Raw genomic sequence first — 26,764 nt, forward strand, 5'->3', positions numbered from 1 at the left:
GAGAATTGAAATTTAAAACAAGATTAAATCAACATCCTGAACAGTTAGAAACAATTTATTTTGGAAATGCTTACCACCCGAGATAAAGCCGGGCGAATCGGGTATATTTGTTTAGGTGATGGGTAAGCTGCTATTTAAAAAATGAAAGATGATATGTTAATCGAAAAATACACCTCACAATGGGTTGAGGATTTCGAGAGTTTAAAATTCGAAATCGAATGTGGCCTCAACGGACTAAATCCGCGTATCGAACACGTAGGAAGCACTTCGGTACCCCATTTAGATTCAAAACCCATTATAGACCTTGATATCATCTACGAAAACGAATCTGAATTTAAGCTCTTAAAAGCCGGACTCACAAGTATTGGGTACTATCATAATGGAGATCAGGGAATTGAAAACCGGGAAGTTTTTAAACGCGAAAAAAAGGACGGGCATCCGGTTTTAGATTCGATTTCCCATCATTTATATGTTTGCAAGGCTCAAAGCGCGGCTTTGCAGCGGCACATCCTAACCCGTGACTTTCTGCGGAAGAATGACTGGGCCAGAATAACATATCAGGCGATGAAATATGAACTGGCCGAAAAGGCAAATCAGGATAAAAAACGCTACGCAGCACTTAAAGAAGTGTATGCCAATGCATTTTTTGACGAAATCATTGAAAACCAAAAGTCAAGCTCCGGTTCCTGGCAGGAATCAAAAGATTGATCTCTAAAATTGAATGCTTCAATTCGGTTACAAGATTAGCCAAACCAGATTAACTCCAGAATCATTCCCAGGGCTACCTGGCCCTGCTCACTATCACCTAAACAAATCACCTTAACCTTTAATTATCAGGTGTTTAAATATAATTTTTGTATTTTATTGAATGATGAAGTTCAAAAACCAAAAAATAGCGCTTACCTGTTATATAGTATTTACAGCACTGCTGGTGATTGTGGGTTGTAAAGAACCCGAAAAAAAAGTGACATTGACCGTCACCGCAACGGCATATAATTCTGTTGAACATCAAACTAAAAAAGGCAATCCGGGTCTTGCAGCCTGGGGAGATCAGTTAGAGCCGGGCGAAAAAGCCATTGCTGTATCCCGGGATCTTATAGATCTGGGATTAGATCACAATGAGGAAGTAGAAATAGACGGACTAGAAGGCACCTACATCGTCAAGGATAAAATGAACCGTCGCTGGGAGAAGAAAATTGACATTTATATGGGGCTTGATGAGGAAGCTGCAAAAGAATGGGGTCGAAAAAAAGTGCAAATTACATTCAATGAAGTAGATAAACCCAACGATAAATTTTCATCTAAATGACGAAACGCTTCAGCACTCTGAGACTGCTAGTTGTAGCTTTTGAAATAAAACACAAACTCCTTAAGGATATTCCTTCAGGAGTTTTTCTATTTTGAGGTATATCTTAACTTGTAGCAATCTAAAAGCAATTTCTTTCCTATGAATTTTCGACACTTTTTGGCACTCATAATCGCAGCAACGGTTTTATTTTCCTGCGAACAGAAACAGGACGAATGGCAGGTTTTATTCAACGGAACTGATCTGGAAGGATGGACACCGAAATTCTACCATCACGAGACCGGTGAAAATTATGCAAATACATTCCGCGTTAAAGACAGTGCGATTGTCGTAGACTATTCCGATTACGATACTTTTGATGAGCGTTACGGGCATTTGTTTTATAAGAGACCTTTTGAATCCTTTCACCTGAAATTCAAATACCGCTTTACCGATGAGTGGATGGAAGATGCCCCCTCCTACACCTTTCGCAACAGCGGGGTGATGTTTCACAGTCAGGCACCCAAAACCATTTTAAAAGAGCAGGACTGGCCGCTTTCGGTAGAATACCAGATGCTGGCAGAGGCCGAACCCGGGAAACCCAGACCCACCGGCAATATGTGTTCGCCGGGAACTGATGTCTATTATCAGGGCCAAAAATCAAACGATCACTGTATCAATTCAACCTCTGACACCTACACCTGGGATACCTGGGTTGAAGCCGATTTGATTGTGTACAGCGATTCGCTGATTATCCATAAGGTAAACGGCAAGGAAGTGCTTCGCTACAGTCAGACTCAAATAGGCGGCGAGGTCGCAAACGGTTTTGACCCGGCTCTAAAAATTGACGGAAAAGCCTTAAAAAGCGGTTATATTGGCCTGCAGGCCGAAGGTCAGGGAGTGATGTTTAAAGATCTAAAGCTGAGAGAACTCTAGTGTGCAGAAGCCTTCCTGCCCTTGAAAAGTTTTTTGGCAGCATTTACTATCGGTAAAACCAAAAAGCCTATTACCAGACCGGCTAAAAATTCGAAGACTATTGCCGGAAGCCCCAGACTTTCTTCCCAATGGTGGAAGAACTCCAGATTGTGCACAAATATTCCACCCGAAACCAGCATCAACGCGATGGTCCCTATAATTCCAAGGCTTTTAATTACCCAGGGAAGCGCGCTGACCAGAAACATCCCTACTTTATCTGAAAAACTGTTTTCGCGATCGTTCAGGTTGATGAGTTTGGCACCAAATTCATCCATTCGTACAATAAGCGCTACAATCCCATAGACCCCCACTGTCGCCACCAAAGCGATTACGGTCACTACTCCTATTTGCGTGGCAATAGGCTCCTGAGAAACCGTACCCAATGCAATTATGATAATCTCCACCGACAGAATGAAGTCAGTAAGTATAGCCGATTTTACCTTTTCCTTTTCCCGCTCCATCAGTTGCTCTTCAGTCATCTCATCAAGCTTTTCTACAGCATTATGCTTCTCGTGAGGCACCAGATATTCATAGATTTTTTCGGCACCTTCATAGGCGAGATAGAGACCACCAATAATCAGGATCACCGTTATGGCCGTGGGCAGAAAGGCACTCAGCAAAAAGGCAACGGGCAGAATGATTACTTTATTAAGCAGTGATCCTTTGGTTATAGACCAAAGTACAGGCAGTTCGCGGTCTGACATAAACCCGGAAGCTTTTTCGGCATTCACGGCAAGATCGTCCCCAAGAATTCCGGCGGTCTTTTTACCCGCGACTTTACTCATTACGGCTACATCATCCATCAATGCAGCGATATCGTCTAATAATGCAAAAAAACCTGAGGCCATGTTGTGTGTTTTTGGTTGTCACCGGCAATATAAGCTGGCTGTAAGTATTATGAAATTAAAAAAATGATAATTTCATAGAGAGCTCCTTTATACATTCACAAAAAATCTGTTTAAAGGGAAGGCTGAAACCTGAAAAAGCTTACCAATACGGATAGCAATAAGATAACAGGATCGCCTTTCTTGTTAAAAGATGTTAAAGCTGATAATATGTAGTACAATTACTGACTATTTAGAATCAGTTTTAATTAATTTCGCCGCTCTAACACGCTCCATTCTCCAAAAAAACTGATGAATACGATAAACCTCGGCGATTTTCGCTTAGACTTTCAGCCCACCTACATAAAACTTAAAATCAATGAAGGATTTCATTTTGATGCCAAAGCATTTGAAGAACTTCATTCAATAAAAGAGGAAATATATGGAAACCTTAAAGTGGGAATTTTAGTATGTAATGATGCGGAAGCTGATTATTCTATAGATCCGTTGGTTCTGGTTCACTATAAAGAAATTTTGGAAAATCATCTTCAATGGGTAATTGTGGTTTCAAATATTGTTTCTGACTTTAAGAATTTTGAGTATCTCCAACGCCTGACCAAAGTACCCTGTAAATTCGTACGCAACTATAAAAGTCTTCATCCGGAATCCTGTATCGCATCCTGACCGGTGTTTGGTTAAAACTTCTTAGTTTAAAGCACGGCTTAAATCTTAAAACTTAATTAAGAACACGATAAATACCGTGTTTAGCCCTTAGCTTTGATAACCTTGAAGTAAACCAATATACCATGCTATGAAATATCTTTCGCTTTATATAATCCTGGGAGTTATGCTCATTGCCGGCGCCCTAAGCTTTTTCTTTTATAAAAAGTCTATGCGTGAAGAACAGGAAATTCTCGCGAAAGCTACCTACACCATTCAAAACCGCTGGGAATTTCCTCAGATTCTTGGAGAGGTAAGCGGAATTGCCTGGGTAAATGACTCTATTTTGGCGTGTATTCAGGATGAGGAAGGTGTTATTTATAATTTTAACCTGAATACTTCAGAAATTACACACGATATCCGTTTTGGCACCGATGCAGATTATGAGGCCATTGCCCTGAACGGAAAGCAGGCTTTTGTCATGCGCAGTGACGGTCTCATTTTTGAAATTGATGATTTTACGTTAGACACGGTAGATGTTTCGCCTTTTGATACGCCTTTTAAGGCCGAAAATAATATGGAATCTTTAGCTTATAATCCCAAAACAAATCTTTTGGTCACGGTACCTAAAGATCGTGGACTCAAAAAAGACCGCTACAAAGGTCTTTATGCCATCTCACCGGAAACGCGCACAATGGGTGAAACGCCACTCTTCAATCTGGATATGAAAACGAAAACTCTGGATTCGATTCAAAAGAAAAATGCGGAAGACAACTTCTTTCCTTCAGATCTCGCCATTCATCCCAAAACCGGGGAGTATTATCTGGTAGACGGGCGCAATCTTAAATTGCTTATTTTGAGCCAGAGCGGGCAGGTTGAAGCCTTACACAACCTTAACCGCTATCACTTTGAGCAGCCGGAAGGAATCGCCTTCAGTCCGGACGGTCGCTTATTTATTGCCAACGAGGCAGCAGGCGGGGTTGCAACCCTGCTTGAGATTACCCTGGAAGAATAGTTTAATCCAATTCATCTGCAATTACCGGCAACAAAATCAGGGTTTGTTTCGCATCGCTGTCATCCATTAAATAATCTATTTTTAATTTGTAGTTGATATCGCGCTCCTCAGCATAAAAGGCGCCATCGCGAATGTCAAATCCACCGGTTTCGGTGTAGGCCAGACTTACAATTTTAGATTCATCGATAGTACGCAATTTTGATAATTCGTGATCACTCAAACTATATCGTTTGAGAAGCGTGTTCAAACTTTGCGAAAAATGACTGTTGGCTGAAGCTTTCATAGTAATAGAATTTTCTACAAAATTACTATTAACAATATAAACGAATGTATTGCGATTTCCCAATTCACACTTTATTAGCACAGTTTTAGCCTATTATTAAGCCTTCGGGCTATCAAAGCATGGTAAAATCCTGGATTCTTTCAATTCTAAAAACAAGAAAATTAATTATTTAGAATAATGAATTTTAATAATACATCCTAATTCGAGAAGATTCAACATTACTTCATTTCTTAACACTTCTTTAAAGCTGTGTTATATGAGGGTTAAAGTGTGGGGCTGCTCCGTGATTTTAACATATTTTCAGCCTTTGTAAGCAAAATCTATATGAAAATCACTACATCTACTTCCCTACCACTCTATTTTACAGCACTTGTATGGCTTAGTCTTTCGTTTTTCGGGGCGCAGGCGCAGGAGCGAGAAATTGAGCAGGTTTTTTACTTTACCGGTAACACCTCCCTGCAAACGCAAAATCCGTCGCTTGAAGTCCTAAAGGCCATCACCGCAATGTCACAGGATGACGAAAAAGCGACTTTTGTGGCTTTGGGCAATATTACTGATAAAGGATATCCGCCAAAAGATAAAGACCGCAAGAAGGTTGAAGAACAACTTCAGGCAAGTTTGCTGCAACCCCTTAAAAACTTTAACGGGAACCTGATCTTTATGCCCGGAAAAAACGAATGGAATAAAAACGGACACGAGAATATTGACGATCTGGAGTCTTTTATTCAGGATAACAGTGAAGTGAAATCTTGGCCAAATGACGGCTGTGTCCGCGAGATTGAAGACCTGGATATGGAGAAAGTGGAGTTGCTGATGATAGACTCCCAATGGTTTCTTGAAGATTGGGATGATCATTTGTACCTCAACAACAAATGCGATATCAAAACCCGCGATGACTTTTTCGCCAAGTTTAAAGACGACCTTAAAGATGAGCAGAATAAAACCGTAATCGTAGCGGTATACCATTCCATTCTAACGCGTTCCCGTCAGGATTTCTTCGAAAACATTGGCGGACTAAGCAAACAGGACTACTACAGCCAGCAACGTCAGAAACTTGCCGGAAATCTTGAGACTATGGCAAGCTTGTTTCCTGATGTGGTTTTTGTATCGGCAAGCGACCGCAACCTCCAATATCTGGAAGATGACGGTATCCCTCAAATCATTACCGGTGCAGCTTCAGATAAACTCGATAATGTAAAGAATACTGATGATGGACAGTTTGCTGCGAAGGCACACGGCTTTGCACGCCTCACCGTTTATAACGACCGCAGTTCTAAAGTAGAATTTTTTGAAACCGGTAACGGCAACCCGCAAAAACTCTTCGAAAAAGACATTCGCCGCCAGCAAACCAAACTCAGTGAAGTAAGCTATCCTGATATTGATACGTTTGGCGACACCTATAAAGCTTCGATCTACACGCCTGAGGAAACAGATAAAAGCGGTCTGTATACCTTTTTCTGGGGAGATCACTACCGTCAGGTTTACAGCAAAACCATCGAAGCTCCTGTATTGGATCTTTCGGCTTTGCCCGGTAATGTACACGCCATTTCTGAAGGTGGTGGTAACCAGTCGCGTTCTATCAGACTTATAGATGACGAGGAACACGAGTATACCGCCCGTGAACTCCGCAAGAGCGCGGTGCGCTTCATTCAATCTAAAATTACAGACCACTATGTGCAGGATATTATGAGTAATTCTTTGGCCGAAGATGTGGTTCAGGATTTTTACACGACTGCACACCCCTATGCGCCTTTCGCCCTAAATCCCATTTTTGACAGTCTCGACATTTATAACGCCGAACCTAAAATCTATTACCTGCCCAAACAAAAACAGCTGGGCATTTACAATGAAGATTACGGCGATAAACTCTATATGTATGAAGCTCATGCCGGGGATGAAAACAAATCTTTTGCGCGTTTTGGCAACCCGGACGACATAATCAGTACCAAAGATTTACTGGCAAATATTCGCAAGTCTAAAAAGCATCAGGTTGATGAGTCTAATTTCCTAAAAGTACGCCTTATGGACTTTGTCGTGGGTGATTACGACCGCCATTACGACCAATGGCGTTGGTCTGAATACGAAATGGAAGACGGTAACAAAATGTATAAAACCATACGCCGTGACCGTGACCAGGCATTCCCTAAATACGACGGACTTATCCTGAGCATTCTTAAAATGGGAATGATTGATTTCCGCTCTATGGAAAAATACGATGAAGATGTAAACAGCGTCAAATGGATGAGCCGCTACGCCTATCCGCTTGATCAGGCTTTCTTAAAGGAAATTACCTGGGAGGACTGGCAAAAGCAGGTTGATTTCATTCAGAAAAATCTAACCGATGAGACTATTGAAACTGCTTTTGCAACCCTGCCCGAAGCCGTTCAGGATGAGACTATCACAAATATTAAGAAAAACCTGAAACTGCGTCGTGATAACCTACAATCTATTGCGAAGCGCTATTATGAGTATTTGATGAGTCATCAGATCATTTTGGGTACGGAAGATAAAGATGAATTCCGTATTACCCGTAAGCCCGATGGCGCAACAACCATCAGTTTAAAGACTGAAAATGGACGCGATTTTGAACGTACGTATACCAAAGACCTCACTAAAGAAATCTGGATTTACGGTCTGGATGATGAAGACAGCTTTGTGGTAGAAGGAGAAGGTGATCACTACATCCCCCTAAAGATTCTGGGTGGTGAAAATAACGACGTATATGATTTTCAGAATAACAGCCGGGTAAAGGCTTACGACTATAAAAGCAAGAAAAATACGTTTACAAATCCGGCTTCCAGCAAATGGCTGGTAGACAGTTACGACATCAATACCTATAATGATGCAAACCGAAAACTGAGTGCCAACACGGTATTCCCAAGTATTGGTTTTGATCCCGATGCCGGTTTTAAAATAGGCTTACGCGATACGTATACGACCTACGGCCTGGCCAACAATCCGTTTAAAACCCAGCAGACCCTAACGGCAGCCTTTTACTCGGCTACCAGTGGATTGTCGTTAGACTATTCCGGAGAATTTGCGCACGCATTCTACAATTGGAATTTCAAATTAGATGCACGCATCACCAGCCCTAATTATGCGATCAACTACTTTGGTATCGGCAACGGTACCAATTATGATGAAGACGCTGTCAGCCGGGATTTCAACCGGGTGCGCATCGCGCAATGGAACATCAGACCGGCCTTTAAATATGCGCAGGACCGCATTCAGTTTAGTATAGGACCTTTGGTTGAAAACTTCGATGTAGAAAATCGGATGAACAGTGCTACCGCACAACAGTTTGCATCAGATGATGATGTGTTTAGAAACCAATTGTATGCGGGTGCTGAAGCGCGTTTTCAGTATAAGAACAAGAGCGGCGAAATTGCATTCATACGCCGGGGGTTTCAGTTTGATCTGGATGCAGGTTACAAAACGGCGATTAAGGATGAGTTTGATAATGAATTTACCTATATAAAACCTACCCTTTCCATAGACTTCCCGTTGCACTCCAGCGGATTTGCAGTGTTGGCTACAAAAGTGGGAGCTCAAATGAACTTTGGAGACTACGAGTTCTACCACGGCGCTACTTTAGGCGGAAACAACAGTCTTAGAGGTTTTCGTAATGAACGGTTCAATGGAGACCGTATGTTTTACCAAAGCATTGACCTGCGTACCGGCATTGCCGATTTACGCACCAGCTATGTGCCCCTGCGTATAGGCGCTACCCTGGGCTACGATTACGGTAGAGTGTGGACGGACAACGATACTTCAGAACAGTGGCATCACAGTTACGGGGGTTCGATCTTCTTAAACGGATTTAAGGCTGTAACTGCAAATATTGGCTATTATTTGAGTGACGAAAGCGACCGTGTCATTTTCACACTGGGCTTCAGGTTCTAGGCCTTTCAGCAAAAATCTTTTTTAGAAATCCTGCCTTACCCGGCAGGATTTTTTAGTTTAGGAGCACTGCTCTCACTATAGGTTCCGTCTTAAAAAACCGGGGTAATACCCGGGGTTTAGCTAAAGTACTTTTGGTATAAATCGCTATCACATCTTGAAATGCCAAAAAAATGCATTAATTTTTACCGAAATACGAACTATTCAAGTGTATTTTTAAGGATAGCACGATTTTGTCCGCTACCCAATTATTGATAACCCTTTTAAAATTTAAACCACATGAAACGTAAAACACCGCTACATTCCACTCCCCGCAGGGATTTTATTAAGAAAGCTTCAATCGCATCGCTGGGCATTTCCATTGTTCCCCGGCACGTTTTGGGAGGTGTAGGCTTTACAGCACCCAGTGATAAACTGATGGTAGCCGGAATAGGTGTAGGCGGCAAGGGTGAAAGCGATATTAAGAGTTTTGCAGATTCCGGTTTGGCCGAAATCGCTTTTTTATGCGACGTAGATGACCGTCGTGCAGCGACTTCCCGGGCGCGTTTTCCAAAAGCGAAATACTATAAAGATTACCGTGAAATGCTGGAAAAGGAAGCTGACAAAATCGATGCCGTATCAGTCTCTACTCCAGATCACGCCCACGCGGTACAGGCGATGGCCGCGATGCAACTGGGCAAACACGTGTACGTTCAAAAACCCCTTACCCACGATATTTATGAAGCCCGGGCACTTACTGAAGCTGCAGATAAATACAAAGTAGTCACCCAAATGGGAAATCAGGGTGCTTCCAACAACGGTACGCGTTTGATGAGCGAGTGGTATGATGCAGGGCTCATTGGCGACGTGACTGAGGTTTATTGCTGGACAGATCGTCCCGTTTGGCCACAGGGAATCCCCTGGCCCGAAACTTCAAGTGCCATCCCCGCAGAACTTGACTGGGATCTCTGGCTCAATACTGCGCCGTACAAAGAGTATGTAGACGGCCTGGTGCCTTTCAACTGGCGTGGCTGGTGGGATTACGGTACCGGTGCGCTGGGGGATATGGGTTGTCACCTGGTAGAAGTTCCTGTACGTGTACTCAACCTAAAATATCCGAAAAACGTACAATGCAGCGTAGGCAGCGTTTATGTAGATGAATTCAAACGCGGGTATTTCCCGGACAGTTGTCCGCCTTCAAGCCACGTGACCATGACCTTCCCAAAAACCGACAAAACATCGGGTGATATCACGATGCACTGGATGGATGGCGGCATTCAACCTACCCGTCCTGAAGAACTGGGGCCTAATGAGGTATTTGGTGATGGCGGCAATGGTGTGCTTATTATAGGTACCAAAGGAAAAATGATGTGCGGCACTTATGGTAGAAATCCGCAACTTTTGCCTACTTCTAAAACCGAAGAAGCCGTGGTGCCTCAAAAGTATGAGCGTGTTCCGGGTGAAGCCGAAGGTCATTACAGGCAATGGGTTGAAGCCGCTTTGGCAGGATACGGTAAAAAAGAAGTGAGTTCGCCCTTTAGCGTGGCGGGGCCGCTTACTGAAACCTTACTCATCGCAAACCTCGCCATACGCGGATTTGATATTCGTAAAGAACGTGAAGACGGGCGTTACGATTATCCCGGGCGCTATATCGAAATGCTTTGGGATGCCGAAAACATGAGAGTTACCAATTTTGAGGAAGCCAATCAGTTTGTACGACGCAACTACCGCGAGGGCTGGAAACTCTAGAGAAGAAACTAAAATATAACGTCCTGAACATGTATTGATCAGTACAAAGGGAAAATCGGTAAATATGAATGCTACAAATTAAATTTCAATTCATGGGTTAATTTTGTTCTTTGGTCTTCTTTTTCTTCCGCATAGCAAGAAGTCCACGTTAAAAATTTTCGAAGCCTTGGAGAAAATTTAGGGGACTTGTTGCGGTTTTGCCTGATAAGGCAAAAATGCCTAAGAAAAAGTGTCCTTTCTTTTGGTTCGTTTTCTTTGGACAAGCAAAGAAAATGAACGGAGCAGGATATAAAACTACGGTTATAATTATTTGAAGGATCCCCTCTTGAGAATTCAAACCGATATTAAAAGGAAGCTAGAAAGAAGAACACATTCAATAAATCAGTTTATTTAGGACCATATTTATTTAAATCACTTTATTGGAAAAAATCCGTTAATACGGATTTTTTCCTTTTAAAAGAATATAAAAATTCAGTACTTTGCCCTGATGAAAGAGGCGAAGTTTGCCATCATAGATGTGGAAACCACAGGAGGCGGAATCAGAGGGAACAAGATCACCGAGATTTGCGTCATTGTTTTGCAGCACGGTGAAGAAATTGATCGCTTTGTATCGCTGGTCAATCCCGGTCGCGAAATACCCCTGTATATCGAAAAACTCACCGGCATAAACGATGCGATGGTTGCCGATGCGCCCTACTTTGATGAAATCGCTCCTCAGATTAATTCCCTTACCAAAGACTGTATTTTTGTCGCCCATAATGTGGGCTTTGACTACAATGTGGTGCGTGCCGAGTTTGCCGAAGCCGGAATTGATTTTAACCGAAAACGGCTCTGTACAGTGCGTCTGGCCAAAAAACTCATTCCGGGATTATTCTCCTACAGCCTGGGGAATTTATGTACTTCGATCAATATTCCGCATCGCGACAGGCACCGGGCTCAAGGCGATACCGAAGCTACCGTCATCCTTTTTCAGCGCTGCCTGGCGCTTGATGAAGACTATGAAGTCATCGGTGGTTTTTTAAACCGAAAATCAAAAGAGTCTTACGTTCCGCCCAATTGTAAAGCTTCCGATTTTGAAGATTTGCCTCAAAAAGCCGGTGTATATTTCTTTAGAGATAAACAAGGAAGTCCCCTGTACATAGGCAAAGCCATCAACATTCAGAAGCGGGTGCTTTCACATTTTCGGGAAAAAAGCAACCGTAAATATGCGCTGTTGCAGGACACCTATAGCATTGACTACAAACTCACCGGCAGTGAGGTTTTGGCTCTGCTACGGGAGGCAGAATTGATTCTGAAACATTATCCCAAATACAATAAGGCTCAAAAAAATCCTACTAAGCCTTATAAGCTTACCTCCTACCACAATAAAAAAGGAATTGAGCAATTTGCCCTACATAAAAATAAGATTGCACCTGTAAGCTGGATGCAGTTTTACACGCGTGAAGAGGCCATCGAATTTCTGGAAATGCTGTGTGAAAAATTTGAGCTTTGCCCCAAATTTTGTGCGCTTCAGACCGGAGTCGAAAGTTGCTCCCACTACAAAATTCACCAGTGTAGCGGAGCTTGCGACGGAAGCCTTTCAGCCAAAGAATACAACCGGCGGGTGAGTAAGGCACTCGATTTTATTGAGCAATACGAAGACTCATGTCTTTTGCTTGAAAAAGGTCGTGAAGCCGGAGAGAAATCCTTTATCTATTTGGAACAGGGACGCTTTGCGGGATATGGGTTTATCAGCGCTCAGGAAGAAATCAATGCGGTAGATGATTATCAGAACTTCATGATTCGCCAAAAGAGTTCTGCCTATGCAGATCGCATCATTCAGCGGTATATAACCACCTCAAAAAAGCTGGAGCGCATCGCACTAAAGGAAGCACAGGAGCACGAAAATTCAGTATTTGATCACTGGTTAAACTAAGGGATCTAGCCCTGATACTTCAGCACAAGCCAGCGCCCGGCCCCATCAGGTCCGGCATCAGCATCGTAAACCAATTCAATAGACCCTGTACCACTTATGCCAAAAAAGGGTTTATTTACCGGAAAAGTGATGCGCTGTGAAGGGTCAAGCACTGTTGTGGATTCGAGCATCATACTTACATTTTTACTCGAATCTGAAAAGAAAAGCGTTAACCTGCGGCCTTCAGTTCCTCCCTTAATGCCCCCAATTTCATAATTAGCACCGGCATAATTAATACAGGTTACAAAAGTTGCCAGGTCATTTGCTTCTCCTTCCCCCAGCTGAGGATCAAGAACGTGAATGGTTCGAGTATTACCGTTGGTGGCATCAGGGATGATTACTCCCAAATCAACCTGACCCGTTGTACGGGAAACAGGCCGTATTACCGCTTCATTATTCACAAAAATTATATTTGCCCCCAGCTCAGTAAGATTGAGTTGCTCACCTCCTGTCAGTCCGGTAACCGTAATATCTGAAGTACTCTCCACCGGTAAATCGGTTACTCGTGCCGTACCATTAACATCAAGAGTTGCCTGAGGAGTTTCGGTATTTATACCTACCTGCGCATTTAAAAGATAAAATGCATTGAAAATGATAACCTGTACTGTTATTTTAAGATAGTCCATGGCGAATTTTAATTTTGTAATGAAAGTAGAATCCACTTTTGCGATTTGCCATCGTATATAAACTCCGCAACGCCACCCTGAATTAAAGCATCGCCAGGTGACGCTAGTGCATTTATTCGATTTTGAGCCAGCGACGTATTAGAAAGATTAACAAAAGTCACATTGTGTGACGGGGTTGCATAAAAATAGAGATGCATACCATCTTCTCCATTAGTAAATCCTGTTATGCGAATATTTCTATCATAGCCTGTAATGTGAATAACTGTTTTACCCTCATTTACCTGACCTGCGCCAAGATCAAGATTCAAATTATCTATTCTGAGGTTTCCAGAACCTGGGGTCATGTAAGATGCTAAACTTTTCGCTCCTATACGGTATTCCGAACTGCTTACCAGTTCAATTTTATTATTAATGATGCGTATCTGATTGGAGAAGGGAAGTGCGGTGAGCGTACCCTTATCATCTGCTCCCACCAGTTCTACGGCATCATCAGGTGAAGTTCCTTCAATTTTTAAATCACCTACCACGTGAAGCATTTCTTCTGGTTGAGTGGTACCAATGCCTACCTGAGCAAAAAGCAGTGTGGGGAGCATAATTAAGAGGAAGATGAGGTAATTGTTTCTCATAGAACTTATTTTGAGGTGATGTGTTAACCGCGCTTATTGATCATAACCCATCTTTGCAGTACTTCGCTGTAAATAAATTCTGCAATACCCTGGGACTGTAAGACTTCATTATTTCCATCAATAGTTTGTATTCTATTTTCAGGCAAACTCGCTGCATTTTCAGGAAAAAAGGTCACGTTATTAGTTTGAGCATTGATAATGTACAGTACGCGACCATCAAAACCGTTTGCAAAACCGGTAATATTATACCCACCCCCTGAACCACTTAATCGAATAAGGGTATTTCGTTCATTCACGTCTACAAGACCTAAATCGTAATTATCATACTGAGTAATTCCTGCAGTAGCGCTTTGATCAACATCTCCAATGTAAAAAAGATTAGCATCAGACTCATCGACCTCAATGACTCCATCAATAATTACAAAATCATCCCCCAAAGGAAACTCTCTGGCATAACCGGTATTGTTTAGTCCCACTAATCGGGTAGCCTTCACCGAAGTACTGGGAATAAATTTAAAATCTCCTACAATGTGAAGTGTTGCCTGTGGATCGGTAGTACCTATGCCTACCTGCGCCTGTAGTGAAAAAGCGCCTAATATCCCTAAAACGAGTGCGAGTTGTTTCATCATTCAACTTATAAAAACTACGATTCGGGGTGATGTAAAAGTAGAAGTTAGTCTATTCATTGACAGGCTTTAAGCCTGTTTTTCGACTAGTTCAAATTTTCTTCGTTTAAATAAACAATTGGCAAAGACATAAGAAAATCGCGAAAGAATATAGGGTATAATTCCTACAAAATAACGCAAGAATTATACTACTAATAAAATTAACAAAAATATAAATGATTCTAGATAATTTCTAAGACTGCAACTTGCGCTCTTCGCGCGCCACAGAACTAAAAAAACACACACAGGAAAGGATAAAATGGTTGATCAGCTCTGCTTTAACTATGGGAAGTAAACCTCTTATTCTTTTCTTATAAAAACAAAATCACGCAAATCACTTTGACGTAGATTTTCTATCAGTTCGGCAACTGTGAGTGCATTGAGTTGAGCTCCTTCCCCATTGGTATGCGTATGATCATCCGGAAAGAACGCAGCAACCACATCTGGCCCTAGCTGCTCGTACTTCTGAGCTACTGCCTCATTTAAATCGAGGAAATAGCCTCCCGCCTGCTCGACGGCTTCTTTGGCCCAGGTACCGTAGCTCTCAGAGGCCCTAATAACCTGTCCCTCATTCCATTGATTACGGGGGATCATACTTAGAACAATAGGTGTAGCACCTGTTTCCTGCGTTTCCTTTATATATTGTTTCATATACCAGCCATACGTATGTACCGTCTCAGAACCCGTACTATCGCGGTTGACTTCCTGAGTCTCATCTCCCATTCCCTTTAACGATCCACGGTACTTGGGTTTATCTACATGTCCGCCATCATTATGGCCAAATTGCATCAACACAAAATCCCCGGGTTTTAATTGCGATTTGACAGCATCCCAGAGTCCCTCGTATCTAAACGTTCTGCTACTTCTTCCTCCACGGGCTTTGTTGTACATATTGATACGGGTAGTATCAAGATGCTGCTCCAAAAACATTCCCCAACCCGATTTGGTAGGCTGGCCGTTATTTGCCACAGTTGAATCCCCGATCAGATATAAATTCCGCTTTGCGGGAAGTTTAACCTTGGGATTTTTTAGCAAATAATTTTTTAACGAATTATCGCTCTCGCGTAAACCTTCTGCAATCAGGGAAGCAGCAAGGGCAGCTCCTTTTGCAGAAGTATGCGTATGATCGCGTTTGTAAAACAGGTTTCCGGTTACGGCATCTTGCCCTTTTATCTCCATCGCTGAAGCCATCTTATCATTGAGGTTGATGAAAGTCACGCCTTCTTCCTGAGCTATCTGTTTCGCCCAGCCTCCGTACGAGTCCATATTTCGCGGTACCTTGCCATTGTTCCAATCGTTACGCGGTATGGGAGCCATAACAATCGGGATAGCGCCTTTAGATTTAGCTTCCTTTACAATTTTACGCAGGTACCAGCCGTAGCTGTGCACGATTTCGTGTTCCCCGGTAAGCATATTGTCTATCTCTTCGGTCTCCTCTCCAACACCTTTAATAGTACCACGGGCTCGCGAATCGTCATTTAAAGCCCCGCTATCGTTGTGCCCAAATTGAATCAAAACATAATCGCCTTTTTGCAGACGGTCTAAAATCGGCTGCCAAAGTCCTTTGGTCTGGAAAGTACGGCTACTCGTTCCACCCAGGGCGTGATTCTCAATCCGCACCTGTGTCGTATCTAAAAACTGACCGATAAAATCACCCCAGCCCCAAAGACCGCCGTCTCCTTTTCCGCTTCCGTTTTTTACGGTAGAATCTCCTACACAGTATACCGTAGGTTTTTGGGCATTCACGCCCATACAGTTCACCAGGATTAGCGCAAAAAACAATAGGAAACTTATCTTTTTAAAGGCTTTCATTCTTCTGTATTTTGTATTCGTTATGAGGTTATTTATAATTTGTTATTCCGTATTTCTAGTTCTTTGTTCCCTGAGAAAAGATGGAGTTGTGTCTATTCGAAAATTTCGAATTTCGTTTTTCGTATTTCGTATTTCAATATTCTATTGTCTTGCATCTAAAATCTTTCGTCTAACATCTACTTCCTAAAATCAAACCAAAGCTTCATCGAAATGCCGTCATCGCCGCTTTTGATGCGAATGTTAGAAGGCTGACTGCTGGGGCCTTGTTGTTCCAAAGGTTTAAAAGCCCGCATTCCAGAAATTTCATACATAAATGAAAGGTTTCCTTTTGGAAATCGCGGCTGAAAATGACTGCCTCGAAAACCATTTTTGGCTTCATCAGGCGTAAATAAGCGTAAAAACAGTTTGTCGCTTTCGCTAAATACTTTAAAACTGTTGTCGCCGGCCTGTAAATTGCCCGCCAGAAAATTGGCATAATAGCCTTTAAACTCAGGGTAAATCAGGTTTTCAAAACTTTCTCCGGTGATCGTGGTGTTGTATTCCTTTTCCCAGATTCCGGTTTCGATTCCCTGCAAACGGTTGCGCCAGGTATGATAGGGTCCGCGGCCAAAAAGCGTAATGCCCTCAACTCCTTCTTCAGGAAAATCAAAGCTGATCCCAAACTGATCGATATCACCCTCGTAAAACGCGCCATCAAAACCGCTGTTTCTACCTGCATTTTTAAGCGCGATCAATTCCATATGCACCCGGCCATCGGGATACATGGTCCAGGTAAGGTGATCGATGCCGCCGTTATAATCTACCCGGCATACGGCATGTTGACCCTCCTGACTCAGAGACACGTCTTTAACTTCGGCTTTCATACCTATAGGCTGTGGCCCATTAATAAAAGGAACCAAACGATCTCCGTCTTTAATTTCGGTAATGTAGCCGGTTTGAGCATCCAGCTTCAGGATTAGTTCACCGGCACGTAATGTAACCATGTTACCCTCGCGGATGCCGGTTGCAGCCCTGTTGCCTTCCCCTTTATACATAAGCTTTTCAGCAAAATAATCGGCTTTATGTATGGGCCAGGTCCAGGTGTAGAGTTCGCGTCCATGCTGGTCTGTAGCTGTTATCTCCAGCCAGTCGCCGTAGAAAAAGTCGGGCGATACCGGCATCTGTAACTTTCGTGTTTCCCCGGGTTCTGCATCAGCAACTTCAATGCTTCCCGAATCAACCACCCGTGTTTTTGTTCCCGGTTGATATAAAGCTTTAGCATCGGCCTGGATTACCCGATAGTTCATCGTGACCGTATTCAGATTGCTAAATAAATAATCGTTAGTGACCAAAAAGCTACCGTCAAAGGTTTCGGTGATCGCTTTGGGCTTAAACTGCACCGGTGACCAGATTTCCTTTACCGCAAAAAAACTACCTTCCTTTTCCCGATGCGGCCCCAAAACGCCATCTGCCGCCAGATTGCCTTTAGAATCGAACTTTTCCTCCCCGGTCCAGTCGGTACGCAAAACAGCTTCATCGCTAAATACCCACATAAATCCACCTGCAAACAGCGGACTCTCGCTGTAATGCTGCCAAAAATCCTTAAGCCCCGCACCAATGCCGTTATCGTAAGTACCGTGCATAAATTCCGTAGGAAAAAATACGTTCTCCCCGTTACCAAAACGGTGTACTCCAGTTAGAAACGTGGGATAATGATGCGTATCCCAACCGTCAAAATCAGCCCAGGGATGAATCACAATGCGGTTTTGTGGATCGTGTTTATTGAATTCCCCATCCAGTTCGTAGTTCCAACCACCTTCATTGCCCTGATCCCAAATGATGATCGAGGGATGATTCACATCGCGCTGCACCATTTCCCTGATCAGTTTTTTTCCGGTTTCGGTGTCATACGGATTTTGCCAGCCCGCGAGTTCGTCAAGCACAAAAAGTCCCAGCGAATCGGCCACTTCCAGAAAGTGATCATCCGGCGGATAGTGAAACCGCACGGCATTCATATTCATGTCCTTAATCAGGTTTACATCCATAATGCTGATGCGCTTGCTGGTACTGCGACCGCTTTTCGGCCAAAAGCTGTGGCGGTTGATGCCTTTCATTTTGATTTTGGTACCGTTCACGTAAATGCCGTCGCGTTTTCTAAACTCAAGCGTGCGAAAACCGATGCGTTCGGTTACTTCGTGAATGGTTTTTCCGTTTTCCTGCAGCTGCAGGGTAAGGACATACAGATTGGGGTTTTCGGGATCCCAGGTTTTAACACCTTCCCAGTTAAACTCGAGTGTTTCTTCCGGTTTCCCGCTCAGCTCGCGGCTTTGGGGTTCAAAGTTTTCAGTCTCTCCTGAAAGCGGTTTGATACTTGCCCGTACAATGAAATTTTTAGAAGGATTTGATAATTTTAAAACGGCATTCAGGCTCCCGTTCATTTGGGGATCGACAGCGACGTGATCTATGTGGGTTTTGGGTTTAATCTCAAGCCAGACGGGACGGTAAATCCCGCCAAAAAGCCACCAGTCTGCCTTCCGCTCTGCGTTATTCACACTTCCATTTTCGGAATGCTTCCACACGTGAACCTCCAGCAGATTTTCAGCTCCCGGCTTTACATAAGGGGTTATGTCGTAGTCAAACTGGTAAAACCCACCGTGATGCTTCGGCCCTACGACCTTACCATTGACTTTCACTTCGGTGTCAGTCATTACGCCGCCAAAATGAATGGATATTCTTTTTCCTTTCACAGAAGCGGGAACATCAAACTTCAGCTTATAAAAACCTTCTTCTTTGCTGGGCTCATCCTGTTCCAGTTCTTTGTACCAGCGACCGTAAGTATACTCACCGAAACCCTGCAATTCCCATTGAGACGGGACTTCAATCGTGCTCCAGCTCCCGCTGTTGGCTCCTCCTGAAACTTTAAAATCCCAGGTTTTGGAATGTTCAAAATCGGTTCCCGAAAGCCAGATTTTTTCGGCTTGCTGGGCAAAGACTGTGCTTAAGCTTAAAAGTAATATGGAAAGTGCTGAGAGAAATTGCTTCATAACTAGTTAATTACCATCGGGTTTTTGCAGTTCAAAACGACTGCTCAGCGGAATGCGGTACGAGCCGGCGTCATTAGGTTGACCGGGTTTATATTCCGGTGCATTGCTTCGAATGTAGTTTTTTAAGGGATGATCGCTTTGGCGAAGGGCGTGAATTACCGCCAGAGCGAGTTCGTTAGCCCCAAAATTGCTGAAATGCGTATTGTCTTCCAGAGCTTCGCGCTGCGCGGGAAAGTAATTGGCGGGATATTGCACAAAAGCTTTCCGGGATGCTTCGGGTCCCCAGGCTTCATACATCGCAGTACTCATACGGGTTAAATCGATGAGCGCAACCTCTTCCTGTTGCGCAACCTTCCGCATCGCATCGGGAAAATCGCCGTGGGTTTCTTTCAGTTTGGCACCTTCAAAAGCCCTGCGCTGGGTGGGCGTGATCAGGATGGGAATGCCCTGCTTTTCGCGGATGCGGCGTATAAAATCGGTTAAGAGATTGGTATACAATCCCCAGGCACCGTTGCCTTCGCCTTTGATTTTTTCATCATTATGCCCAAACTCGATGATGACAAAATCATCGGGTTTAAGCTGACTTAAAATTTTATCGAAACGGCTTCCGTTAAATGAGGCCAGCGAAGCCCCTGACGAAGCCTGATTGGAAACGACGATCTCATCGGTTAAATAAGCCGAAATAAACTGTCCCCAGGAAGCCCAGGGCTCCACATCCTGATTGGTAACCGTAGAATCGCCTGCTAAAAATAACGTACGGGTTTTGGGTGAAGGCTCAATATGGATCTCGTGTATAACACTGTTTCCCAGGAATTCTAGCGTAAGCTTGTGATCCCAGTCTAGCGTGCCCTGCTCCCGATCTTTAAGCCCAACTTTATAGTCTTCCGTAATTTCTGGGTAGAAAACGGCAACGGTAAAAGTCTTAGTAATTGTATCATCTGTGTTTATCGGTTCACGGGCTGCAAAGAGTCGCTTAGATTCGGCCTTAAGCGTCATTTCGGTATTCTTTCCGGAGAGTACAAGACTCACCGTGTAAATCCCCTCAGGTACATCAACCGAAAAATAGACCGGTGCAGTTGCCGAAAAACCCGCGCTATGCTGAGTTACGCGATAAGCGGTTCCGAAGTCAAAACCATAGCCGGTATCCGGCTGATAGGGAAGTGCAGTAGTAACCCCGGTAGCCTTTTCAGCATCCGTTTCAGTACCAAAAACAAAACGGTAATCGATTGTATTCTGAGCCTGAAGCGCAGCAAAACTGAAAAGAAACCCGAGAATGAATGTTTTCATGAATTCAAAATGCTATTGATGAACGGAAAAATACAAAGCGATCTCCGCAATACCATCCTGTACTGTTCTGATTTTTAAACCGAGTTACGCTCTATGTACTTAAACACGTTTTTTACCCGCTCTTTTTTGTTTTTCAGAATCATATAAGCGGCGGTTTCGCCCATCGCCTTAAAATCGGTACTAATCACCGTGATGCCCAGCAACTCTTTTAAGGGAGTTTCGTTATACGAAATGACCCCAATATCGGTACCCAACGTGAGATTACGCGCACGGATCTGACGCATCAGGTTCACCAGATCCATCTCTTCGATGGTGATGTACACATCTTTGCGTTCAAACTCCATATCCTCGTAAATCTCATCAAGAATCTCAAAATCAAAATCGTATTTCTGGCAAAAAAATCTAAAGCCGTGAACAATGCGCATGGGATACGGATGTATACTTTTTGAAGGATAAACCAAAATCAACCGGTCGTATTTCTTGAGCTTTTCAATACCTTCTTCCAGGGCCTGAAAAATATCTTCCTTAAAATCCTGATAAATGGCTCCATAATTCCCTTTGATTTCAGGCTTGGCATTGTCTACCATCAGAAGCTGATCTTTGGGAATCATTTCGATCGCCTTTAAAACCTGTGGTGTAAAACTTACGTGATTGAGGTCACCGTCTTTAAAATGGGGCATAATCACGTAGTAATTGTAGGCTCCTATATTTTTCTCAATCGCATTGATAAACAGCGATTCTTCGCAATGGTAAATAAAGAGGTTTACGTGCGCGTTAACTCCCATCGCGTTGACAAAATGATTGTAGATCATCATCTTGTATGAACTGGGTTTGTTTATGAGGAAAAACACATTGATTTTAGAAATCAGATCGGTCTTGGCCGTATAATACCCCTTGCCTTTTACCGAAATGATCACCTTGCGTTCCTTGAGTATCTTATAAGCTTTTTCTACCGTATCCCGACTGAGGTATGCGGCTTCGCTCAGTTCGTTAATAGACGGGATCTTTTCTCCCACCTTTAACCGGCCGCCCGCGATGTCATTAATCATAGAGTCAACAATCTGCTTGTACTTGGGTATTCTCGAATCTTCATTTATGTTAATGGTAAAGCCCTGAGCCATAGTAAGATTTTTTAACTTCGGTAAATGTATAAAAAGAAAGGCTTCTCTAAAGATTAATCATACAGTACAGCACAGGATGCCTAAAATCCATGAAGCACCTAGTTTTGAAATCCGACGCTTTAATCTATACTTAAAAAATGGAAAAAACCTTTACTCACGTAAACTACCTTTGGAATGAGCAAAAAGCCGCAGAATTAGGCGACGACCAGGTTGCGCTCTTTTTATACCGCTCTAATATTTTAGGGGCAGATTTACGCATTACCAATTACGGTGGTGGTAACACCAGTTGTAAAACCATGGAAAAAGACCCGCTCACCAATGAAGAGGTAGAAGTTATGTGGGTTAAAGGCTCCGGCGGCGATATTGGTACCCTTACCCGTTCAGGGATAGCCGGTTTATATACCGAACGACTGAGAAATTTAAAGAACGTTTACGGCGGCCTGGAAGATGAAGATCGAATGGTGGGCCTTTTCAACCATTGCATCTACGATCTGGACTCTAAAGCCCCGTCTATAGATACGCCCCTTCACGGTTTATTGCCCTTTAAACATATAGATCACCTGCACCCCGATGCGCTGATCGCAATTGCTGCCGCAGAAGACAGCCAGCGGGTTACCAAAGAAATCTGGGGAGATACCATGGGCTGGGTGCCCTGGCAACGTCCCGGTTTTGATCTGGGTCTTCAGCTTGAAAAATGCCTGAACGAAAATCCGGGTATACGCGGTATCGTTTTGGGAAGCCATGGCCTTTTTACCTGGGGCGACACCTCCTATGAATGCTACATCAACAGCCTTGAAGTAATCGAGACGGCTTCAGCCTATATCGAGAAAAAGGTAAAAGAAAACGGAAGCATTTTTGGCGGACAAAAAATAGAAAGCCTTCCGGCAGAAAAACGCAAGGATCAGGCTGCCAAACTGATGCCACTCCTGCGCGGCCTCGCTTCTTCAGAAAGCCGAATGATAGGCCATTTTACAGATAGTGATACCGTACTTCAGTTTATAAACAGCAACGATCTGCAGCGTCTGGCACCTATGGGTACCTCCTGCCCCGATCACTTCTTGCGTACCAAAATTCAACCTTTGGTATTAGAACTTGATAAAGACGCTGATCTCGATGACACTCAGGCGGTTTTAGACCAGCTCAATCCTGCCTTTGAAAAATACCGCGAAGAATACAAAGCCTACTACGAAAGCTGTAAACATGACAACAGCCCCGCGATGCGCGATCCCAATCCCGTAATCATCATTTATCCGGGTGTGGGTATGTTTAGCTTCGCGAAAAATAAACAAACAACCCGGGTAGCCAGCGAATTCTACATCAACGCGATCAACGTGATGCGCGGTGCCGAAGCCATTACCAGCTATACCTCCTTACCGCGTCAGGAAGCTTTTGATATTGAATACTGGTTGCTTGAAGAAGCGAAACTTCAGCGTATGCCGAAGGAACAACCGCTTTCGCGAAAGGTAGCCATCGTTACCGGTGCTGCCGGAGGTATTGGTAAAGCCATCGCCGATAAGCTGGTTGCCGAAGGGGCTAACGTGGTACTTACCGATATGAGCGAGGAAGCTTTAGACGAAGCCGTCGCTACGTACAAAAAAGATCAGGTTACCGGTGCGGTGTGTGATGTAACCAGGGAGGAAGCCATTAAAGAAGCTTATAAAAAAGCCTGTCTGGAGTTTGGCGGGGTAGATATCGTCATTCATTCAGCCGGACTCGCAATCTCTAAACCTTTAGAGGAAACCACTCAAAAAGACTGGGATTTGCTTCAAAACGTACTCGTAAAAGGTCAGTTTTTAATGGCTCAGGAAGGGGTTGCCGTGATGCGCAAGCAAGGCCTGGGCGGTGATATTGTGAATATCGCCAGTAAAAACGGATTGGTTTCAGGACCTAACAACGTGGGTTATGGCACTGCCAAAGCTGCGCAGCAACATATGACACGCCTATTAGCCGCTGAACTGGGTGAAGAAAAAATACGCGTAAACACCGTAAATCCTGATGGGGTAATCGTAGGCAGTAAAATCTGGGAAGGCGCTTGGGCCGAAGGTCGTGCCAAAGCCTATGGCATTGAAGTCAAAGACCTGCCTGCTCACTATGCCAAACGCAACCTCCTTAACGAAATCATCCTTCCGGACGATATCGCAGACGGCGTTTTTGCCTGCGTGGGTATCCTGCTTAAAAGCACCGGAAATACCATAAATGTAGACGGTGGTATGGCAAACGCATTTGTGCGTTAACATTCAATGTACTAGTTTAAACCGCCGGAAGCTCTTTTTGGGGCCAACGGCGGTTCAATCAATGACTTTCTCCTCATGAATATCAACAAACAGCAACTCGCAGATCTCAATAAAACCAATCTCAAAAATCACCAGACACATTTTGATTTTTTAGCTCAATCGTTATCGCATTCAGATACAGACGTCAATACGCTGGTGGCTAAACTCGCCGAATTTCAGGTGGCTATCCCCAGCTGGGCCTTAGGTGCCGGAGGTACTCGATTTGGAAGGTTTTCGTTTAGCGGCGAACCTGCCTCTTTAGAGCAAAAAATAGAAGACATCGGTCTTATTCACAGCCTTACACAAACCGCAGGCGCGGTATCCCTGCACATACCGTGGGATGTGCCTAACGACTACAACGCCATTAAAGAGCTGGCTGCATTGCACAGCATAAAGTTTGATGCCGTAAACAGCAACACCTTTCAGGATCAGAAAAACCAGAAAGAATCGTACAAATACGGTTCGTTGAGCAATACCAGCGCCGCAGTACGCGAGCAGGCTATCGCTCACAACAAAGAAGTGGTCGAAATAGGCAACCAACTGGGCTCTAAAGCCCTGACGGTCTGGCTGGCAGACGGTTCGTCTTTTCCGGGGCAAAACAACTTTCAGACTGCACTTACCCATACGCAAAACAGCCTGATTTCGATCTACGAGGATATGCCTGCCGACTGGAAACTGTATATCGAGTACAAACCTTACGAACCCAATTTTTACAGCACCGTCATTCAGGATTGGGGTACTTCGCTGATGCTGGCAAACGGCTGTGGCGAACGCGCGTATACGCTGGTAGATCTGGGCCATCACCTGCCCAACACCAATATTGAGCAAATCGTTTCTATCCTGATGCTGAAGGGCAAACTGGGCGGTTTTCACTTTAACGACAGCAAGTACGGTGACGACGACCTTACCGTAGGCAGTATTAAACCTTATGCGTTGTTCCTCATTTTTAACGAACTCGTTTACGGGATGCAGAACAATCCGCAAAACCCCGAACTGGGCTGGATGATCGATGCCAGTCACAACGTGAAAGATCCGCTGGAAGATTTAATACAATCGCTGGAGGCCATTCAGGAAGCCTATGCGAAAGCTTTACTCATCGACCAAAACGCCCTGCGCGCTGCTCAGGAAGCCCATGATGTGACCACATGCCAGGAACTTTTGCAGAACGCCTACCGTACCGATGTACGCCCGCTCATTCGCGAGGCCCGCTTGCGCCATGGGGGTGCGCTCAATCCTATTGAAGCCTATCGCGCACTCGAGGTTCGCAAAAACCTCATCAACGAACGCGGCAACAAAACCGTAGCAACCGGACTTTAATCTGCAAATACACCTGATGAAGAAAACGGTAACGGCCATATTCGATATTGGTAAAACCAATAAGAAGTTCTTCCTCTTTGATGAAGACTTTCAGGAAGTGTACCGCGAGTATATCCAGTTTGAGGAGATCGAAGACGAAGACGGGCATTCCACCGAGGACCTTTCCGCTTTGCGAAACTGGCTCAAAAGCGTTTTTGACCGTATTCTCAAGACCGAAAACTACGACATCAGGGCGATCAACTTTTCGTCTTACGGCGCCAGCCTCGTACATCTGGACGAAAACCGCGAGGTGATTTTCCCGATGTACAACTATACCAAAAGCATTCCGCAGGAAATTATTGATTCGTTTTACAAAAAATACGGCCCGGAAGAAACCTTTCATCAAAAAACCGGTTCCTCAAGTGCCGGAATGCTCAATGCCGGCATGCAATTGTATTGGCTGAAACACACCAAACCCGAAGTATTTGCCAAAATACGCTACAGCCTGCACCTGCCGCAATACCTCAGCTATGTGTTTACGGGGATTCCGCTTAGCGAATACACCAGCATAGGCTGCCATACCGCCCTTTGGGACTTTGAAAAAAAAGACTATCACGACTGGGTGTATGCCGAAAAACTCGATCAGCTGCTGCCGCCTATCGTTTCTACCGAAACCAGCATCAATATGAATTACAACGGCAAGCGCATCAAGATTGGTGTGGGCATTCACGACAGCAGTGCCGCCCTGCTGCCCTATGTGCGCAGCCTGAGCAAACCCTTTATCCTGATCTCAACCGGTACCTGGAGCATTTCGCTCAACCCGTTTACCGATAGCCTGCTCACTGCACAGGATGTAGCAGACGATTGCATCAATTATATGAGCATCAACGGCAAACCCGTAAAATCGGCACGTTTGTTTCTGGGCAATGAATACAGCATTCAGGTTAAAAAACTCGCCAAACACTATGGCGTAGATGCCGATTATCACAAACAGGTCGCTTTTGATCCCGAGATTCATTACGAGATTCACAAAGACTTTGAGCCCCTTTTTCACTGGGAAAGCCTTGATGTTCCCAATATGCCACACAAAACTACATTAAGATACACTACTTTTGAACACGCGTATCATCACCTGATGATGGAGCTGGTGTTGCTTCAGGTCGCGAGCATCAAAAGTGCAAAAGGCACGATGCCTATCGAAAAGCTTTTTGTAGACGGAGGCTTTAGCGACAACGAGGTATACATACAACTGCTCTCGCATCATTTTAGAACGATGGAATTGCGCACCACAGACTCTTCACTGGGATCTGCTTTGGGCGCCGCAATTTGCATTTCAGATACGCAACTGAATTCAAAATTTCTCAAGAAAAACTATTCGATGAAGAAGCACATTCCCTTCATCGCAAAATGA

Annotated in this window: 20 protein-coding genes; 11 read left to right on the forward strand and 9 right to left on the reverse strand. The window is 44.0% G+C overall.

Annotation, left to right across the window (positions count from 1 at the left end; genetic code table 11):
* The first annotated feature begins 141 nt into the window (after positions 1–141).
* The 3 genes from CJ305_RS16495 to CJ305_RS16505 all read left to right on the forward strand — a co-directional run bounded on the left by CJ305_RS16495 (position 142) and on the right by CJ305_RS16505 (position 2,221).
* Positions 142–708 (forward strand): GrpB family protein, encoded by a 567-nt coding sequence (locus CJ305_RS16495; RefSeq protein ID WP_099647404.1) that lies wholly within the window; start codon positions 142–144, stop codon positions 706–708.
* A gap of 160 nt (positions 709–868) precedes the next feature.
* Positions 869–1,309 (forward strand): 3D domain-containing protein, encoded by a 441-nt coding sequence (locus CJ305_RS16500; protein WP_223248905.1) that lies wholly within the window; start codon positions 869–871, stop codon positions 1,307–1,309.
* A gap of 138 nt (positions 1,310–1,447) precedes the next feature.
* Positions 1,448–2,221 (forward strand): 3-keto-disaccharide hydrolase, encoded by a 774-nt coding sequence (locus CJ305_RS16505; protein ID WP_099647406.1) that lies wholly within the window; start codon positions 1,448–1,450, stop codon positions 2,219–2,221.
* Here the strand turns inward: CJ305_RS16505 and CJ305_RS16510 are convergent.
* A complete protein-coding gene (locus CJ305_RS16510) occupies positions 2,218–3,108 on the reverse strand; it encodes a DUF808 domain-containing protein (protein WP_099647407.1) in 891 nt (296 codons plus the stop codon). The two genes, CJ305_RS16505 and CJ305_RS16510, sit on opposite strands and share 4 nt — an antisense overlap.
* Positions 3,109–3,396: 288 nt before the next feature.
* Here CJ305_RS16510 and CJ305_RS16515 point away from each other — a divergent pair, with 288 nt between their 5' ends.
* Together CJ305_RS16515 and CJ305_RS16520 are read left to right on the forward strand one after the other, a co-directional pair.
* Positions 3,397–3,768, forward strand: coding sequence for a hypothetical protein (locus CJ305_RS16515; RefSeq protein WP_099647408.1), 372 nt, complete (start codon positions 3,397–3,399; stop codon positions 3,766–3,768).
* A gap of 127 nt (positions 3,769–3,895) precedes the next feature.
* Positions 3,896–4,759, forward strand: a complete 864-nt coding sequence (locus CJ305_RS16520) for a hypothetical protein (RefSeq protein WP_099647409.1) — start codon at positions 3,896–3,898, stop codon at positions 4,757–4,759.
* 1 nt (position 4,760) lies between these two features.
* Here the strand turns inward: CJ305_RS16520 and CJ305_RS16525 are convergent, their stop codons facing one another.
* Positions 4,761–5,042: a hypothetical protein gene (locus tag CJ305_RS16525; RefSeq protein WP_143469403.1), complete on the reverse strand. Its 282-nt coding sequence runs from the start codon at positions 5,040–5,042 to the stop codon at positions 4,761–4,763.
* Positions 5,043–5,366: 324 nt separating this feature from the next.
* Here CJ305_RS16525 and CJ305_RS16530 point away from each other — a divergent pair, with 324 nt between their 5' ends.
* The 3 genes from CJ305_RS16530 to CJ305_RS16540 all read left to right on the forward strand — a co-directional run bounded on the left by CJ305_RS16530 (position 5,367) and on the right by CJ305_RS16540 (position 12,585).
* Positions 5,367–8,945: a ShlB/FhaC/HecB family hemolysin secretion/activation protein gene (locus CJ305_RS16530; RefSeq protein WP_189319474.1), complete on the forward strand. Its 3,579-nt coding sequence runs from the start codon at positions 5,367–5,369 to the stop codon at positions 8,943–8,945.
* A gap of 276 nt (positions 8,946–9,221) precedes the next feature.
* The gene (locus CJ305_RS16535) at positions 9,222–10,670 is read left to right on the forward strand and encodes a Gfo/Idh/MocA family protein (protein ID WP_099647411.1); all 1,449 of its coding nucleotides are present in this window, start codon (positions 9,222–9,224) and stop codon (positions 10,668–10,670) included.
* A gap of 487 nt (positions 10,671–11,157) precedes the next feature.
* Positions 11,158–12,585, forward strand: coding sequence for an exonuclease domain-containing protein (locus CJ305_RS16540; protein WP_099647412.1), 1,428 nt, complete (start codon positions 11,158–11,160; stop codon positions 12,583–12,585).
* Between the two features lie 5 nt (positions 12,586–12,590).
* Here CJ305_RS16540 and CJ305_RS16545 read toward each other — a convergent pair whose 3' ends face one another.
* From CJ305_RS16545 to CJ305_RS16575, 7 genes are all read right to left on the reverse strand, one after another.
* Entirely contained in the window at positions 12,591–13,250 is a 660-nt protein-coding gene (locus CJ305_RS16545) for a hypothetical protein (RefSeq protein ID WP_099647413.1), read from the reverse strand.
* Positions 13,251–13,258: 8 nt separating this feature from the next.
* Positions 13,259–13,876, reverse strand: coding sequence for a hypothetical protein (locus CJ305_RS16550; RefSeq protein WP_099647414.1), 618 nt, complete (start codon positions 13,874–13,876; stop codon positions 13,259–13,261).
* Between the two features lie 23 nt (positions 13,877–13,899).
* On the reverse strand, positions 13,900–14,505 hold the full coding sequence (locus tag CJ305_RS16555) for a hypothetical protein (RefSeq protein ID WP_189319475.1): 606 nt from the start codon (positions 14,503–14,505) through the stop codon (positions 13,900–13,902).
* Positions 14,506–14,841: 336 nt separating this feature from the next.
* Entirely contained in the window at positions 14,842–16,353 is a 1,512-nt protein-coding gene (locus tag CJ305_RS16560; RefSeq protein ID WP_099647416.1) for a rhamnogalacturonan acetylesterase, read from the reverse strand.
* Positions 16,354–16,529: 176 nt separating this feature from the next.
* On the reverse strand, positions 16,530–19,376 hold the full coding sequence (locus CJ305_RS16565) for a glycoside hydrolase family 2 TIM barrel-domain containing protein (protein ID WP_099647417.1): 2,847 nt from the start codon (positions 19,374–19,376) through the stop codon (positions 16,530–16,532).
* Between the two features lie 6 nt (positions 19,377–19,382).
* Entirely contained in the window at positions 19,383–20,663 is a 1,281-nt protein-coding gene (locus tag CJ305_RS16570; protein WP_099647418.1) for a rhamnogalacturonan acetylesterase, read from the reverse strand.
* Positions 20,664–20,737: 74 nt separating this feature from the next.
* On the reverse strand, positions 20,738–21,784 hold the full coding sequence (locus tag CJ305_RS16575; RefSeq protein WP_099647419.1) for a GntR family transcriptional regulator: 1,047 nt from the start codon (positions 21,782–21,784) through the stop codon (positions 20,738–20,740).
* A 137-nt stretch (positions 21,785–21,921) separates the two neighbouring features.
* On the opposite strand from CJ305_RS16575, the gene CJ305_RS16580 reads away from it, so the two are divergent.
* The 3 genes from CJ305_RS16580 (at position 21,922) to CJ305_RS16590 (ending at position 26,764) form a co-directional block, all read left to right on the forward strand.
* Positions 21,922–24,018, forward strand: coding sequence for a bifunctional aldolase/short-chain dehydrogenase (locus tag CJ305_RS16580; RefSeq protein WP_099647420.1), 2,097 nt, complete (start codon positions 21,922–21,924; stop codon positions 24,016–24,018).
* Positions 24,019–24,093: 75 nt separating this feature from the next.
* Positions 24,094–25,374 carry a sugar isomerase gene (locus CJ305_RS16585; RefSeq protein WP_099647421.1) on the forward strand — a complete coding sequence of 427 codons (1,281 nt, stop codon included), beginning with the start codon at positions 24,094–24,096 and terminating at the stop codon, positions 25,372–25,374.
* A gap of 16 nt (positions 25,375–25,390) precedes the next feature.
* Positions 25,391–26,764, forward strand: a complete 1,374-nt coding sequence (locus CJ305_RS16590) for an FGGY-family carbohydrate kinase (protein ID WP_099647422.1) — start codon at positions 25,391–25,393, stop codon at positions 26,762–26,764.

This window comes from Leeuwenhoekiella nanhaiensis, assembly GCF_002744755.1.
Classification (GTDB): domain Bacteria; phylum Bacteroidota; class Bacteroidia; order Flavobacteriales; family Flavobacteriaceae; genus Leeuwenhoekiella; species Leeuwenhoekiella nanhaiensis.

Bases quoted from the DNA above. Each gene is read 5' to 3' on its own strand.
- CJ305_RS16515 (WP_099647408.1), top strand. From the start codon at position 3,397: ATGAATACGATAAACCTCGGCGATTTTCGCTTAGACTTTCAGCCCACC.
- CJ305_RS16510 (WP_099647407.1), bottom strand. From the start codon at position 3,108: ATGGCCTCAGGTTTTTTTGCATTATTAGACGATATCGCTGCATTGATG.
- CJ305_RS16560 (WP_099647416.1), bottom strand. From the start codon at position 16,353: ATGAAAGCCTTTAAAAAGATAAGTTTCCTATTGTTTTTTGCGCTAATC.
- CJ305_RS16575 (WP_099647419.1), bottom strand. From the start codon at position 21,784: ATGGCTCAGGGCTTTACCATTAACATAAATGAAGATTCGAGAATACCC.
- CJ305_RS16570 (WP_099647418.1), bottom strand. From the start codon at position 20,663: ATGAAAACATTCATTCTCGGGTTTCTTTTCAGTTTTGCTGCGCTTCAG.
- CJ305_RS16550 (WP_099647414.1), bottom strand. From the start codon at position 13,876: ATGAGAAACAATTACCTCATCTTCCTCTTAATTATGCTCCCCACACTG.
- CJ305_RS16565 (WP_099647417.1), bottom strand. From the start codon at position 19,376: ATGAAGCAATTTCTCTCAGCACTTTCCATATTACTTTTAAGCTTAAGC.
- CJ305_RS16585 (WP_099647421.1), top strand. From the start codon at position 24,094: ATGAATATCAACAAACAGCAACTCGCAGATCTCAATAAAACCAATCTC.
- CJ305_RS16500 (WP_223248905.1), top strand. From the start codon at position 869: ATGATGAAGTTCAAAAACCAAAAAATAGCGCTTACCTGTTATATAGTA.
- CJ305_RS16540 (WP_099647412.1), top strand. From the start codon at position 11,158: ATGAAAGAGGCGAAGTTTGCCATCATAGATGTGGAAACCACAGGAGGC.
- CJ305_RS16525 (WP_143469403.1), bottom strand. From the start codon at position 5,042: ATGAAAGCTTCAGCCAACAGTCATTTTTCGCAAAGTTTGAACACGCTT.
- CJ305_RS16495 (WP_099647404.1), top strand. From the start codon at position 142: ATGAAAGATGATATGTTAATCGAAAAATACACCTCACAATGGGTTGAG.
- CJ305_RS16590 (WP_099647422.1), top strand. From the start codon at position 25,391: ATGAAGAAAACGGTAACGGCCATATTCGATATTGGTAAAACCAATAAG.
- CJ305_RS16520 (WP_099647409.1), top strand. From the start codon at position 3,896: ATGAAATATCTTTCGCTTTATATAATCCTGGGAGTTATGCTCATTGCC.
- CJ305_RS16545 (WP_099647413.1), bottom strand. From the start codon at position 13,250: ATGGACTATCTTAAAATAACAGTACAGGTTATCATTTTCAATGCATTT.
- CJ305_RS16580 (WP_099647420.1), top strand. From the start codon at position 21,922: ATGGAAAAAACCTTTACTCACGTAAACTACCTTTGGAATGAGCAAAAA.
- CJ305_RS16535 (WP_099647411.1), top strand. From the start codon at position 9,222: ATGAAACGTAAAACACCGCTACATTCCACTCCCCGCAGGGATTTTATT.
- CJ305_RS16555 (WP_189319475.1), bottom strand. From the start codon at position 14,505: ATGATGAAACAACTCGCACTCGTTTTAGGGATATTAGGCGCTTTTTCA.
- CJ305_RS16530 (WP_189319474.1), top strand. From the start codon at position 5,367: ATGAAAATCACTACATCTACTTCCCTACCACTCTATTTTACAGCACTT.
- CJ305_RS16505 (WP_099647406.1), top strand. From the start codon at position 1,448: ATGAATTTTCGACACTTTTTGGCACTCATAATCGCAGCAACGGTTTTA.